Here is a 12,962-nt window from a genome sequence, read left to right as displayed (position 1 = left end):
AATCGGATTCAGCGTTGGAATGGGCTCTATTATCGGCTGAGCCGCGCCAATCGCTGCCGGATGGCCCGATTAGTGGGCCGCGCCACCCGCTTTTTCAACGTCATTGCGCAGTGCGGCCTGGGCCACTGCGTCCAGCGCATGGTCGACGACCCGGCCATCCGACACCAGCCGTATCAGGCCCAAGCCCCGCAAACGGTCCATCGTGCGCCGGGACATGGAATGCGCCATTCCGCCCGAAGAAATGAACATGAACAGCGTCTTGTGCGGGCTGGCCCATGTGAGCTGGGCGCGCACCCACTGCCCACCGAGCGCCAAGTCGACCCACGAACCCGTAAGCAAATTCTGCGCGCTCCAGGCCATCTGCGCGGCGGGGTCAGGCACCTCGTCTTCTTCGACCTCGGGGATGCGTTCGTGGCTTGCGAGCAGGTAGCTGGAGTCGGTCGCTTCGCCGTCCGCCATCCAGAACTCTTCCACAGGCAGGCCCACGCTGTCCACTACTGCAATATCGGCCGCCGACGTCGCTGGCTTGTCGGTTGACTCGGCAGTCGCTGCAGGGCGCGCGCCTTCGAAGGCCTGCTCATGGAAGGTGATCAATTCGTCAAAAAATACTGGAATGCGCTCTTCGGGATAAGAAATCAGTCCCAACCCCTGGCGCATCTTGACGAGCATGCCGGGCACCATGTCCACCAGGCGCGAGCGGTTGCGCCGGGCCAGCTTCAGCTGCACGCTCCAGATCAGGTCATCCACAAGGGCCAAGTAGCCGTCGGGGTCCGTCGTGCCATCCGCGCACTTCAGCTGGGACTCTGCCACCACCTGCGCCCACGGCCCACGCAGGAAAGCCACCACGATGTCGGGCACCTTCTTGTTCTTCAGGCGCTCGGCAAAATCTTCGGCCAGGCGCAGTGCCAACAGGTTGCGTTGTTCGGCGTGCAGCAGACCGCGCGCAGCCTCTTCTGCGCGTTGACGTTGCTCATACTCTTCTTTGGCCCACACCGATTCCAGCTTCTTTACAACCTGGGCAAACGTGGATGCATCGCCCGGGCCATTAGTCAAGATGTTGACCGACTTTTCCAGTGTTTTCTGGAAATGCGCAAAGCCCGGCTGGTCTTCCGACGTGAAGGCCAGGCTGCGGCTGGTCATCTTGTCCATGAACTGGCGTGCAGGGTGCTGGCGCTCACTGAAAAAACGGGCGTCCGATTGCGACAAAGCGATCAGCACCGGCTCCATCAGCTTCAGGTTCTTGCGCACGCCGCCCAGCATACGGTGGTCTTGCGCGAGGTTCTCCAGCATCATGCGCACCACTTCTTCGCCCAACTCGCGACCCAGCTTTTTGCTCTTGGACTTTTTGCGCGGGTCTGCGCCGTCGCCCTCCAGCATGTCCTTTGGCCCCTCTTTGGGTGCAGTAGCCGCAGCCTGGCTGGCGCGCTCCTGCAGGCGCTTCATCATCGGCTCCATCAGCTTCATGTCTTCCAGCGCAACGAACGATGCCGGTACGGTGTGCGTGAAGTCCTTGATGTTGCCGTTCAGTGGCCCCATGTCCAGCTCGCCGGACAGCAGGCGGCGCAACTTGTCCAGCGTCAGCAAGGTACGGGTGACTGAATTTTCAGCCGGCTTCTGCGCGCCATGGGCTGCACCCTGGTGTTGCGCTGGGCCTACGGGCTCCACGCCCTGAGAGCGCAGCCATTCAGATACCTCTTTGTACAGCTGGCGCATCCCTATGCCCAGCATACCGGCGGCAGGCGTCATGATGCTGGTGCGGGCCTCATCACTGGGCACATGGGCCAGCAAGGCCTCTCGCAAGGCATAGACAAAGGACTCTGGTTTGAGCGGGTTCGACAACGGCTGTACCGTCATCCAGCCCAGCAGGCTGCTCATCAGCGCGTCCAGCGCTGGCAGCGCATCGTCCACAGCCAGCGCAATCTCCTGTTGTGTCAGCGCAAATTCTATGTTGGCGTCAATCTGCTCTTCTTCGAGAAACTGGAAGTCGTCAAAGCGTAGCGGCTGGGTCTGGGCACGGTGTGTATCGCCGCCGTACAGTGCCGCGCGCAATTTTTCGGCGAAAGTGGCTTTGAAGGCGGGTCCGTTGGCGAAGAGGCGTTCTATGGTGGGCTTGGCCGCCGGATTGGGCACAGACTGCACCGACTTGCTGCGCGTTTGCGACAGGGATGTCTTCAGCCCCAGCAGCACGTCGTCCGCGAGCGTATCGCTTTGCTCAAGCACGGCTTCGATGCAATCCTGCAGTGACGGCTTATGACTGCCGGGTTCGTGGGCTACGCCCAACCTTCGCAACATGAACTTTTTCATCGTGTGCAGATTCTCCCAGTTGCCAACCGCAATGACCAGCGTTTTACCGGCATTGTCACGCTTAAGTCACACCCCAGAAACACCCGGTTGCAGCTTTTTGCCGAGTTGCCGAGGAACGTGCGACAATACGCGCTGTTGCGGCGCTTCAGTTGCCCACAACGTCAGCACATTGCTGGGGATTCAGGATTTGCATCCAACGTCCCGCCTTTGAATCCATCTGCCTTTGACTGATCTGGTGCCCAGGTACCTGAACAGGCCGATATCCCAAGCGCCCTGGATGGGCGCCACTACCCATGACATTTGAAGAATTGAACCTGGCTGCGGCCATCGTTAAAGCCGTGCGCGAGCAAGGTTACGAAACTCCCACCGCTATCCAGGCCCAGGCCATTCCGCTGGTGCTTGAGGGCCGCGACCTGCTGGGCGGCGCCCAGACCGGCACCGGCAAGACCGCGGCCTTTACCCTGCCCCTGCTGCACCGCCTCACGATGAGCCGCAGCGCACAAAACAAATTTGGCGGCACCGGCATCCGCGCCCTGGTACTGACCCCCACCCGCGAACTGGCCGCACAGGTCGAAGAATCCATCCGCACCTACGGTAAATACCTGCAGCTGAGCTCCACCGTGATTTTTGGCGGTGTGGGCATGAACCCCCAAATCTCCAAACTCAAAAAGGGTGTGGACATTCTGGTCGCTACCCCCGGCCGCCTGCTGGACCTGGCCCAGCAAGGTATGCTGGATCTGGGTCAAGTGCAGATGCTGGTACTGGACGAAGCCGACCGTATGCTGGACATGGGCTTCATCCATGACGTCAAGAAAGTGCTGGCCATGGTGCCCAAGGAAAAGCAAAGCCTGCTCTTCTCGGCCACCTTCAGCGACGAAATCCGCGAACTGGCCGCCGGCCTGCTCAAAGACCCACAAAGTGTGCAGGTCACACCCCGCAACACCACGGTGCAGCGCATCACGCAAGTGATCCACCCGGTGGGCCGCGGCAAGAAAAAGGCCCTGTTGGCCCACATCATCAATGAGCACAACTGGAGCCAGGTGCTGGTGTTCACCCGCACCAAGTTCGGCGCCAACAACGTGGCTGAGTTTCTGGAAAAGAACGGCATCACCGCGATGGCGCTGCACGGCAACAAGAGCCAGGCTGCCCGCACGCAAGCGCTGGCTGGCTTCAAGAGCGGCGATGTGCGCGCCCTGGTAGCCACCGACATTGCTGCACGCGGCATTGACATCGACGAGTTGCCACACGTCGTCAATTACGAAATCCCCAACGTCAGCGAAGACTACGTGCACCGCATCGGCCGTACTGGCCGTGCCGGTAACGATGGTGCTGCCGTGAACCTGGTGTGCCTGGACGAAGAAGGCTTCATGCAGGACATCGAACGCTTCACCAAACAGACTATTCCGGTCCAGATCATCGAAGGCTTTGGCCCCGAGGCTGGTGAAAAGGGCGAGCCCATCGCCATGGGTCGCCAGACGATCTGGGGCGGTGCAGGCAAGCCACCTAGCCGCGACGTGATGCAGGCTGCCGCCAAGGCCGCCCGCACTGAAATGTTGCAACGCGTGCGTGACAACCGGACCGGCCAAGGTGGCGGCCAGGGCGGTGGTGGCGGCGGACGTGGAAATGGCGGCGGCGGTGGCGGTGGCCGTGGCGCACAAGCCCCCCGTGGCAACGGTGGTGGGAATGGCGGTAATGGTGGTGGTGGCGGTGGTGGGCGCGGTGGCGAACACCATGCCCCACGCCCACAAGGCGCACGCGGTCCGCAGGGCCATGGCGGTGGTGGTGGCGGCGGTCAAGGTCGTGGACGCCCTCCCGTGGGTGACGCGCAACCGCGCAGCCATGAAGGTGGATTCGGCAGCGGCATGGGCGAGCGCCCTCCCCGCTCTGCGCCCGGTGGTCAGCCAGACCCGATGCGTACCAGTGTCGATATGATGGCTGAACGCGGCGGTCGCCGTGGCGGCGGCGGTGGCTATGGCGGCAACCGCGGCGGTTCAGGCAACGGAGGCGGCAATGGCGGCGGATCACGGTCGGGTGGTTTTGGTGGCGGGGGCAACGGGCCTCGTGGGTCGGGAAATCCTCGCGGACCTTTTAGCCGATAAAACGGTAGCGGCGGTTCACTGCGTGGGCCGCCGAGCACTAGACATCAACAATGCCAAGCTGACCACCCATGTGGTCGACTTCGCAGCCCTGCCTGCCCTGCCCAAAGTCGATGAATGCTTCATCGCGTTGGGCACCACCATCAAGGTGGCCGGCAGCAAGGATGCCTTCCGCGCCTTGGACCTCAAGGCCGTTGAGGCTGTAGCCCTCGCCGTTAAACGCTCAGGCGCTGCAAAATTAGGAGTAATCAGCGCCATGGGCGCCGACTCCAACTCCCGCGTTTTCTACAACCGCATCAAAGGTGAGATGGAACTGTCGCTCGCGCGCATGGGTTTCAAAAGCCTGGTGATTGCGCGCCCTTCGCTGATCGATGGCGACCGTGCTGTGTTGGGACAAGCTGAACGCGCTGGCGAAGGTCTGGGCCTAAAACTGGCGCGGGGCCTCAGCCCTTTTTTACCTTCCAATTACAAAGCCATCAAGGCCAGCGACATTGCACATGCCTTGATCCGCCATGTCAAAGCCGGGGTCCCCGGCGTCGTGACGCTGATGTCCGGCGAGATGCAGGGCGGCTAGTCGCGCACAAAGAGCGTGATCAGAGGATCATCCCCCACCTGGCGACTCCAGTGCCCGTGCACCTCTGGATCAAACGTAGCCCCTTCGGGCAGCACATCGGCCGAATAAAAATGTTCACCGGGCTTGAAGACGCGTGACACACCGCCCTGCAAGCCAATCTCCATCTGCCCACCCAGGATGAAACACCACTGCGGCGCGGTTGTGCAATGGAACTGGCTGCGAAAACCCACTGGGCTGGTGCGCAATTGGTAACCGCCCGACGCAAATACCTCGGACAACATGGACTGTGGGGTTCCCAGGTCCAAGGCTAGCGCCTCTTCACGAAACTTGGCGCGACCATCGGTGTCGGTGAAGAGAATGGTTTTATGGAACATAGTCATAGCCGCGAGCTTACTACTGGCGCTTGCATTTCTGGCGTTGGCGGGGGGCTTGGAGGGGCAACCACCCGCGCAGGCAACTCAGCCTCCCGAATCGGCAGATGGATCAACGCAGCCCCCACCGCCAACACAATGTCCACGTACCAGATCCAGTTGTAGCTGCCAGTGGCATCAAACACCTTGCCACCCAGATAAGCCCCCAGGAAACCACCCACCTGGTGCGTCAGCATCACCACGCCAAACAGCGTCGCCATATGGGCCGTGCCAAAGAATTTTGCGACCAACCCCGCCGTGGGCGGCACCGTGGACAAAAAGCTCACACCCATCACCGCGGCAAACACCAACACCACCGGACCAGTCTTGGGCGCCAGCAAAAACACCAGCACCGCCACGGCCCGCACGGCATAGACCAGCGACAGCAGCGACTTCATGCGCCACCTACCTACCGCCCAGCCCATGGCGAGGCTGCCGACGATGTTGAACAAGCCCAAAATGCCCAGCGCCCAGGCGCCCCATTGAGTTGGCAAACCGCATGCCGCCACCACACCCGGCAAGTGCGTGGCCAAAAACGCCACGTGGAAACCGCACACAAAGAAACCCGCTGCCAGCAACAAAAAACTGGGCGTGCGCAAGGCCAGCCGAACGGCATCGCCGGTACCCATGGACTTGACGCCCGGCACCGCCACTTGCACGGTATTACCCTTCAGGAAAAAGGCGGCAGGCAGCGCCAGCAACACAATGCCCGCCATCACCTGCATCGCATTGCCCCAGCCCACGCTGACCATCAGCGCACCAGCAATCGGCGCCATCACAAACTGCCCGAACGAGCCGCCTGCATTGACGACACCGGTGGCCATGCCGCGCTTGTCGGCCGGCAGCAGGCGCGTGGTGGCGGCCATCAGCACCGCAGGTCCGGCCATGCCAGCGCCGCCAGCGGCCAGCACACCAATCGCAAAGATCAGCCCAGCGGTGCTTGTCATGAACGGCGTGATGAAGGTGCCCAGCGCCACCAGTGTCACACCCAGCAGCAGCACGCGCCCAGCACCCACGCGGTCGGCAAAGGCTCCAGCAAAGGGCTGCGTCAGACCCCACCACAACTGACCAAATGCAAAGGCCAGGCTAATGCTGCCCACGCCCAACCCGGTGGCGGTATTCAAAGAGCTCAGGAAAAGACCCATGGTCTGGCGAACACCCATGGTCAGTGCAAAGGTGCCGGCTGCAGCCAGCAGAACCAGCCAGACGGCCCAGGGCCTGTGCGAAGAAGACAGGTTGCGTGGCTCAGACATCGTCAGCTCCGGGTTCGGTATCGGTTTCTGGGTTGGCCAGCAAGGCCAAGGATTCTTGAATCAAGTCATGCAAGGCCTGCACCCGCTGAACACCCAGCGTCTGGTTCAGACTCTGCTGCGCCAGCTTCCAGTGGCGCTGCGCCTGGGCGCGTTTCTCACGCCCCGCTGGTGTGGCGTGTATGGAGCGGCTGCGGCCATCGTCACCAGCGGTCAGCTCCACCCAGCCTGCGCCGATCAGGGGTTTTAGGTTGCGCGTCAACGTGGACGGCTCCATTTCCATGGCCTTGGCCAAGTCCGCCGGTCGAATAGGCCCCAGCTTGACCACATACGACAGCAGCGAATACTGCGTGGTCTTGAGGCCTATCTGCGCCATCTCCACGTCGTAGCGCTGGGACACACGGCGCGTGAGCTGGCGCAGCTGCAAGTTGGTGCAACCCCGCGGCTTGACCTGCGTAGCGGGAATTTCTGTAACGGTTGTGACAGTGTTCATGTTTCAATTGTAGCTACAATAATTGCATATGCAACTGTTATTGCACTAACCCACCATTCGCGAAGGAAGACCATGAACACCACCCCCAACGCCCTCGACACCTGGCTGGCACAGGAACAAGCCGTGCGCGCGCTGCTCGACAAAGGCCCCGGGCCCGGCGTTGCCAAGCCCGAGCAGATCGCCGGCTTGAACGGCCTGGAAGTGATGCAGGCCATGTTGCGTGGCGACATTCCCTATGCCGCCATTGCCAAGACGCTGGACTTCCTGATCATCGAGGTTGAGGCTGGCCGCGCCGTGTTCCAGGGCACGCCCGGTCCCGCCCACCTGAACCCCATGGGCACGATACACGGCGGCTGGTACGCGACGCTGCTGGACTCGGCGCTCGGCTGCGCCATCCACACCCTGATGCCACCCGGACGCGGCTACACAACGGCCGAATTGGGCGTGAACCTGGTCAAGGCCATCAATCCAGCCAAGGCACCACGCGTACGCGCCATCGGCACCGTTATCCATTGCGGCCGCCAACTGGCAACGGCCGAAGCCCGCATCGTCGGGCCAGACGGCACGCTGTACGCCCACGCCACCACCACCTGCCTGGTGTTTGAGCTGAAAGCCCCGCAGTGACCCAGTACAGGCAGCGCCGCAGGGTCGTCGTGACAGGCCTGGGCATCGTCAGCCCGGTCGGCAATACTGTGCAGGAGGCCTGGGCCAGCTTGATCGCCGGCCGCTCGGGCATCGCCGCCATCACGCGGTTTGACGCGTCGGCATTGAGCACGCGCTTTGCAGGCGAGGTCAAGGACTTCAACGTGGAGTCCTACATCCCGGCCAAAGACGCCCGCCATATGGACCGCTTCATCCACTATGGCATGGCAGCAGCCATACAGGCTGTGCAGGACGCGGGGCTCGCCACCGGCGACGCGCTCAACGAAGAGCAAGCGGAACGCATAGGCACGCTGATCGGCTCCGGCATCGGCGGCCTGCCAGCAATTGAAGAAACCCACCGCGAATACCTGGAGCGCGGTGCACGCCGCATATCCCCCTTCTTCGTACCCACGTCCATCATCAACATGGTGTCCGGCCATGTGTCGATACGCTTCGGCTTTACCGGCCCCAACCTGGCCATCGCCACCGCCTGCACCACAGGCTTGCACTGCATAGGCCAGGCCGGCCGATTGATTGAGTATGGCGACGCCGATGTCATGGTCGCGGGTGGCACCGAGAGCCAGATCACGCCGCTGGGCGTGGGTGGCTTTGCGTCGGCACGGGCCTTGTCGACCCGCAACGACGACCCCACCGCCGCATCGCGCCCATGGGACCGCGACCGCGACGGCTTTGTGCTCGGCGAAGGTGCCGGTGTACTCGTGCTGGAAGAATACGAACACGCCAAAAAACGCGGCGCAAAGATCTATGCCGAACTGGTCGGCTTCGGCATGACGGGCGATGCACACCACATCACGATGCCCAACGTCTCCGGCCCCAGCCGCTCCATGCGGGCGGCGCTGCGCAATGCACAAATCAACCCGTCGGACGTGCAGTACCTGAACGCGCACGGCACGTCGACACCGCCGGGCGATATCAACGAGACCCGGGCCATCAAGCAGGTCTTCGGCGACCATGCCAAAAGCCTCGTCGTCAGTTCGACCAAGTCGATGACAGGGCATCTGCTGGGTGGTGCGGGCGGCGTGGAGTCTGTGTTCACGGTACTGGCGCTGCACCAACAGACCGTGCCGCCCACCATTAACCTGAGTAACCCCGACCCGGAGTGCGACCTGGACTACTGCGCCAACACGGCGCGCGACATGCCCATGGAATATGCCGCCAAGAACAGCTTTGGCTTCGGCGGCACCAATGGCACCCTGGTCTTTCGCCGCCACTGATGCGGGCCAGTTGGCGGCGCGGTATGCTCGGCCGCTGGCTCCTCCGGAGCACTGTCCGTTTCCAAGAGAAAGACCAAGACCCATGCAACTCCTCCACACCATGCTGCGCGTTGGCAACCTGCAACGCTCCATCAATTTCTACACCCAGATTCTGGGCATGAAGCTCAACCGGACGTCGGAGAACCCCGAGTACAAATACTCGCTGGCGTTCGTCGGCTACGGCAGCAACCCCGAGCATGCCGAGATTGAGCTCACCTACAACTGGGGCGTGGAATCCTACGACCTGGGAACCGCCTATGGCCACATCGCACTGGGCGTGCCCGACGTGGCGGCGGCCTGCACGGCCATCAAGGCAGCGGGTGGCAATGTGACGCGCGAGCCCGGTCCAGTCAAAGGCGGAACCACGGTGATTGCCTTTGTGACCGACCCTGATGGCTACAAGATTGAATTGATACAGCGCCCCCAGATTGCAAAGCAATAAGGGCTGTAGCCCTCGTGGGACAAGCGTAAGCAGCTATCAAATAAATAGCAAATTCCAAGGACCGATATTAATCGGTCTGCAACAGCGTGCCGGACTGGTCTTTCACCGCGGCGGAACCCGCAGCCTATTCCCGAGCGCGGCAGTCACGGCCGCGCATGAACCTCTCCTCGTAGGCGCGCCCGCAGCGCGATAAGCTCACCAACGCTGGCGATCTGCGCCAGGTGCTGTTGCCACGCGTCTACCGCCGCACACGCCCAGGGCCGGTCGAGATGGCGGTTTTCACTGGTGCTGCGCAGCAGCGCCCCCAATTCTTGTTGTAGAGCGTGCTGGCGCTCCGGGGGCCAACCCAATGTCTCTGCCAGCCTTTGGGCTGGCACCAAGGTCTGAGGCGAGTCACTGCGTTCGACCATCAGCTGTACGAGTTGCTCGCACTGTGCCCGCCGTTGGGGCACTTCCAGGCTGCATTGCTCCAGAACAAAACCTTCCCCGGGGGTAGGCGTGTTGCCTACGCGGGCGCGTACTTCTGAGCCCAAGGCCAAACGCAGATAACCCGGCAGGTGGATGGGTAGCGCCGCCTGGCTGGCAAGTACCAGCGCCGGTTCGCCCTCATGCCAATACTTGGCTTGCATCAAGCCGACCCATGCCTCTTCTTGTACGTTCGCATCCTCATCGGCTAATGCGGCCCAGTGGCGTGCGTTGTCGGGCTCGACACGCAAGCGCGCACGGATCAAGCCCAAACGGCAGGCTTGGGCGTCTGGCAAATACCCGCACGCCGACTCCGCGGCGGCCAGACTAGCCCCATCGTGGCTGGCATGCGCTTCGCGCAACAGAGACTGGGCCCAAGCCGCACGCTCCGCCCAGTTGTCGGACGTTGGAGGGCTTAAAACCAAGGCGGCCATCCGTGCGCGGGCATCACCTGCACCCAGTGCAGCCAACATGGCGCTACGGGCAGCGCCAAGCAAGTCCCGGCCCACCGGTGCGGGCAAGATGTCCAGTTTTGGCTCGGTGTCGGAATCGTTGCTGGGCGGCGCTTCAGCAGCCGCCGACCGCGCCGCGATCGAAGGCTCCAAGCCGCAGATATCGAGCCCCGTGTTGGAAACGAATGTGTCGAGCGCGGGAGCAAGTGACAGAATTGGCTGCGCGTTATCCCAATTGGTGGCCCCAGGTTCCGGACGGGAGACCGCGACAGGCGCCGCCTGCTGTGTTGGCGCAGAGGGCACATCACTTATCGCCCACCAACCACCCGCCGCAATGAACAGGACCAGGGCGAGCAGTGCCCCGCCCCGATAGCCCGGATTCGGCAAGTGGTTGCGCACGACCTCGCCTCCTAACCCAGCCGCTTATTCGGCCAGGTTCTTGCCCGCGCCCGCTGTGGCCAAGACCTTAGCTTTGACACTTGCGGCGGACGTAAGGGTGTAGGCGTAGCCAGTCGAACCGAAAGCTTTGGTGGTAGCCCAGTTGGTGGCGTTGACACCGCCGCTGCCGGGGCTGGTCCAGGTGATACCACTTCCAACAAAGTTGTCACGCAACTCCCAGTATCCGACAGCGGAGCTATCGCGCGACGTAACGGGATTTGCCACGTTCTCAAAATAGTTCGATTCGATCAGCGACAACCCACCCATGCGCACATTGATACCCGATGTACCTACGTTGTCAAAGTAGTTGTTGTAGATGTGGGTGCGCCCGCGGCGTTGCAGGGGCAGGCGTGACTTCACATGCTCGAAGCGGTTGTGGTGGTAGGTCACGCGCATGCTGGCATTGGTGGTGTCGCTGTCACTGTGCCCGTTCAAAGCCACTTTTTGGTGGTCGTGGATGTAGTTGTAGGAATAGGTGATGTTGTAGGCACCCTTTTTGGTATCAATGGCGCCATCAAATGACGCATCACCTGCGCCTGGGCAACTGACGAGATGGCTGAAGATGGTGTTGTGGTCAATCCAGACCTTGTGGGGCGTGCCGCTGCTGTCGCCCTCAATGGAAATTGAATCCGCAGCCTCGCCGCCACGCAACAGACCAATGGTCATGTTTTGCACGATGATATTGCTGGACGCACTGAGGATGCGCACGCCGAAATTGGCAGACGAGCCGTTCGCACCCTTGATTGTGATGTCGCTTTTATCTTTAATCAGCAGGGTTTGGGGGTCCAGCTTCCACTGTGTACAGGGGTCGGTGATGCTGGCGAAATTGAAACTACCGGTGTAATTGAGCACCAGCCCGCCGCTGCCCGAATACGCATCGATGGCTGATTGCGCAGCCGCCAGCGTTGCCACGGTGACAGGCGTCTTGCCGCCACCACCTGTGGTGCCTGCCCCGTAGCCTACCGGGCCGGCATACGCGGACGTAGCCAATGCGAGTGCCGAGAGCAGCACGCTTGTGCGAAGGCGTTGTTGTGGGTTCATTGTTTTTGTCTCCTGATTCGAAATAATGGTTGGAACACGCGTTTGCTACCGAATTGGTCTCCGTAAGCCAATGTGCAACAAACCAGTCGTCAACCCTTTAACTCGGGCAACAGGAAGCGAATGCGATGTTATGGCCACCAAGAAAAACACGGCGCAAACAGAAAACCGTGTTTTGTTTCAAATGTAGCACTCATAATTAATTTTGAAACGATGGTCCACTAAGTACAAACCAGCATATCGGCGCGCCAAAAACGGCCATGTGACAGCCCTGACACAAGAATCTACCTTGACCCGGTACGATTAGTTTGCTATTTTATCGATAGCGTACTTTGCTTATTTAGCGAGGGCTTCTGGCCTATTTTCCCAAAACGGCTGTCCACAGGGCGTGCCCTGATGCCGTGGATCGCCCTGACTCGGCGCAGGAGAGCTACGCTTTGCGCAGCGCCAGCGTATCGCGCGCCAGTTGCGCCACACGTGCCCAGTCGCCCTGGGCCAACGCATCGGCCGGCACCAGCCACGAGCCGCCCACGCACACCACATTGGGCAGCGCTAAAAATTCGGGCGCATTCTGCAGCGTGACGCCACCGGTGGGGCAGAACTTCACGTCGAAGAACGGTCCGCTCCATGCCTTCAACATGGCCGGCCCGCCGGCTTGCATCGCCGGGAAGAATTTGAGTTGGGTGAAACCCTCTTCCTGCGCGGCCATGATCTCGCTGCCCGTGGCCACACCGGGTAGCAAGGCCAGACCCGCATCGCGGCAGGCCTGGCCCACGGTGCTGGTGTAACCGGGGCTCACGGCAAAGCGGGCTCCGGCCTGTGCTGCAGACTGGGCATCGGCGCGGGTGCGCACCGTGCCGGCACCCACCACGGCCTCGGGCACATCGCGGGCAATCGCTTCAATGCAGGCCAAGGCCTGGGGTGTGCGTAACGTCACCTCCAGCATGCGGATGCCGCCGGCTACCAGCGCGCGCGCCATGGGCACTGCATGGGCCACATCATTGAGCACGATGACGGGGATGACGGGCGCGTCCTGCATCACTTGCAGGGCGGTAAAGGCGGGGGCAGATGGCATGGTGTTTTT

At 61.8% G+C, this 12,962-nt stretch carries 12 protein-coding genes; 5 read left to right on the top strand and 7 right to left on the bottom strand.

The window, feature by feature from the left end; all coding sequences use genetic code 11:
* Positions 1-69: 69 nt before the first annotated feature.
* Positions 70-2,304, bottom strand: coding sequence for a DUF1631 family protein (locus AC097P_RS09195; protein ID WP_479610090.1), 2,235 nt, complete (start codon positions 2,302-2,304; stop codon positions 70-72).
* A 293-nt stretch (positions 2,305-2,597) separates the two neighbouring features.
* Here AC097P_RS09195 and AC097P_RS09190 point away from each other — a divergent pair, with 293 nt between their 5' ends.
* The gene (locus AC097P_RS09190) at positions 2,598-4,403 is read left to right on the top strand and encodes a DEAD/DEAH box helicase (protein ID WP_479610089.1); all 1,806 of its coding nucleotides are present in this window, start codon (positions 2,598-2,600) and stop codon (positions 4,401-4,403) included.
* Between the two features lie 22 nt (positions 4,404-4,425).
* Entirely contained in the window at positions 4,426-4,974 is a 549-nt protein-coding gene (locus tag AC097P_RS09185) for a Rossmann-fold NAD(P)-binding domain-containing protein (protein WP_479610088.1), read from the top strand.
* On the opposite strand, the gene AC097P_RS09180 is transcribed toward AC097P_RS09185, so the two are convergent.
* Genes AC097P_RS09180 through AC097P_RS09170 form a run of 3 tightly spaced genes read right to left on the bottom strand, consistent with a single transcriptional unit; the run spans position 4,971 to position 7,127 of the window.
* Positions 4,971-5,354, bottom strand: a complete 384-nt coding sequence (locus AC097P_RS09180; protein WP_479610087.1) for a cupin domain-containing protein — start codon at positions 5,352-5,354, stop codon at positions 4,971-4,973. The genes AC097P_RS09185 and AC097P_RS09180 overlap by 4 nt on opposite strands.
* Complete coding sequence (locus AC097P_RS09175; RefSeq protein WP_479610086.1) at positions 5,351-6,637, bottom strand: MFS transporter; 1,287 nt, start codon at positions 6,635-6,637, stop codon at positions 5,351-5,353. The genes AC097P_RS09180 and AC097P_RS09175 overlap by 4 nt, the downstream gene beginning before the upstream one ends.
* Positions 6,630-7,127, bottom strand: coding sequence for a MarR family winged helix-turn-helix transcriptional regulator (locus AC097P_RS09170; RefSeq protein ID WP_479610085.1), 498 nt, complete (start codon positions 7,125-7,127; stop codon positions 6,630-6,632). Before AC097P_RS09170 ends, AC097P_RS09175 begins: the two co-directional genes overlap by 8 nt.
* Positions 7,128-7,199: 72 nt before the next feature.
* Here AC097P_RS09170 and AC097P_RS09165 point away from each other — a divergent pair, with 72 nt between their 5' ends.
* From AC097P_RS09165 to gloA, 3 genes are all read left to right on the top strand, one after another.
* Positions 7,200-7,751 (top strand): PaaI family thioesterase, encoded by a 552-nt coding sequence (locus tag AC097P_RS09165; RefSeq protein ID WP_479610084.1) that lies wholly within the window; start codon positions 7,200-7,202, stop codon positions 7,749-7,751.
* Complete coding sequence (gene fabF, locus AC097P_RS09160) at positions 7,748-9,004, top strand: beta-ketoacyl-ACP synthase II (protein WP_479610083.1); 1,257 nt, start codon at positions 7,748-7,750, stop codon at positions 9,002-9,004. Before AC097P_RS09165 ends, fabF begins: the two co-directional genes overlap by 4 nt.
* Positions 9,005-9,086: 82 nt before the next feature.
* A complete protein-coding gene (gloA, locus tag AC097P_RS09155; protein ID WP_479610082.1) occupies positions 9,087-9,485 on the top strand; it encodes a lactoylglutathione lyase in 399 nt (132 codons plus the stop codon).
* Positions 9,486-9,628: 143 nt separating this feature from the next.
* Here gloA and AC097P_RS09150 read toward each other — a convergent pair whose 3' ends face one another.
* From AC097P_RS09150 to AC097P_RS09140, 3 genes are all read right to left on the bottom strand, one after another.
* Positions 9,629-10,801 (bottom strand): hypothetical protein, encoded by a 1,173-nt coding sequence (locus tag AC097P_RS09150; protein WP_479610081.1) that lies wholly within the window; start codon positions 10,799-10,801, stop codon positions 9,629-9,631.
* A gap of 24 nt (positions 10,802-10,825) precedes the next feature.
* Positions 10,826-11,881 (bottom strand): pectate lyase family protein, encoded by a 1,056-nt coding sequence (locus AC097P_RS09145; protein WP_479610080.1) that lies wholly within the window; start codon positions 11,879-11,881, stop codon positions 10,826-10,828.
* Between the two features lie 427 nt (positions 11,882-12,308).
* A complete protein-coding gene (locus AC097P_RS09140) occupies positions 12,309-12,953 on the bottom strand; it encodes a bifunctional 4-hydroxy-2-oxoglutarate aldolase/2-dehydro-3-deoxy-phosphogluconate aldolase (protein WP_479610079.1) in 645 nt (214 codons plus the stop codon).
* Positions 12,954-12,962: the final 9 nt, after the last annotated feature.

The organism is Rhodoferax sp. ZS1R8 (assembly GCF_056521325.1).
Note: the sequence above shows the minus strand (reverse complement) of the source record. Positions and strands in the feature narration are given on the sequence as shown.

Coding starts and splice junctions, on each gene's coding strand:
- AC097P_RS09195 (WP_479610090.1), bottom strand. CDS start 2,304: ATGAAAAAGTTCATGTTGCGAAGGTTGGGCGTAGCCCACGAACCCGGC.
- AC097P_RS09190 (WP_479610089.1), top strand. CDS start 2,598: ATGACATTTGAAGAATTGAACCTGGCTGCGGCCATCGTTAAAGCCGTG.
- AC097P_RS09180 (WP_479610087.1), bottom strand. CDS start 5,354: ATGACTATGTTCCATAAAACCATTCTCTTCACCGACACCGATGGTCGC.
- AC097P_RS09175 (WP_479610086.1), bottom strand. CDS start 6,637: ATGTCTGAGCCACGCAACCTGTCTTCTTCGCACAGGCCCTGGGCCGTC.
- AC097P_RS09170 (WP_479610085.1), bottom strand. CDS start 7,127: ATGAACACTGTCACAACCGTTACAGAAATTCCCGCTACGCAGGTCAAG.
- AC097P_RS09165 (WP_479610084.1), top strand. CDS start 7,200: ATGAACACCACCCCCAACGCCCTCGACACCTGGCTGGCACAGGAACAA.
- gloA (WP_479610082.1), top strand. CDS start 9,087: ATGCAACTCCTCCACACCATGCTGCGCGTTGGCAACCTGCAACGCTCC.
- AC097P_RS09145 (WP_479610080.1), bottom strand. CDS start 11,881: ATGAACCCACAACAACGCCTTCGCACAAGCGTGCTGCTCTCGGCACTC.
- AC097P_RS09140 (WP_479610079.1), bottom strand. CDS start 12,953: ATGCCATCTGCCCCCGCCTTTACCGCCCTGCAAGTGATGCAGGACGCG.